A 759-nucleotide genomic window follows, 5' to 3' on the forward strand; every position below is an offset into this window, starting at 1 on the left:
GGGGTCATTACATAAAACGGGCACAGATATACGCTAAGGGTTGATGCTGGGCATCGATGACGGGAAACACATGTTTTCCGTCATTCTTTTTCATGCCCGGAAACGATAGCCGCCAAAGTTACAAAAACTGCACGACAAACTCTGTCGCTTTGAACTACTGTGCGGAAACACTTTTATTAAGGTTTTTCGTGCATGTTGGTCGGTTATATGCGGGTTTCCTCGACCGATGACCGCCAGTCAGTGGATCTCCAGCGCGACGCGCTGATCACTGCCGGCGTTGATGCACGCCACATTTATTCCGACAAGGCTTCCGGCGCCCGTGACGATCGCCCTGGCCTCAAGGCGTGCCTTGCCTGGCTCAAGGAGGGAGATACGCTGGTGGTCTGGAAGCTCGACCGCCTTGGTCGTTCCCTGTCACACCTGCTGGAAATCGTCGCCGATTTTCGGGAACGCGGCATCGCCTTCCGCTCCTTGACCGAGCATATGGATACGGCAACCCCGCAAGGCGAACTGTTATTTTCCATGTTCGGTGCGCTTGCCCAATACGAGCGCGCCTTAACGCGCGAACGGGTCATGGCGGGCCTGGCGGCCGCCAGGCGCCGGGGCCGGCGTGGTGGCAGGCCCCCCGCGATCGACGCAGAAAAGGTCGCTGCCATTACGGCTGCCCTGGAAGCTGGTGCCAGCAAAGCAGCCATATGCCGCAACTTTGGTGTGGCACGCTCGACGCGGAAATCTCACAGATGGAGTAATTTTGGATCA

General features: G+C 57.4%; 1 protein-coding gene. It reads left to right on the plus strand.

Annotation, left to right across the window (positions count from 1 at the left end; genetic code table 11):
- Positions 1-192: 192 nt before the first annotated feature.
- On the plus strand, positions 193-759 hold a 567-nt coding region (locus tag AD944_RS00130; protein WP_061474609.1), incomplete at its 3' end, for a recombinase family protein.

This window comes from Acetobacter tropicalis (assembly GCF_001580915.1).
In the GTDB taxonomy this organism is placed as follows: Bacteria; Pseudomonadota; Alphaproteobacteria; order Acetobacterales; family Acetobacteraceae; genus Acetobacter; species Acetobacter tropicalis.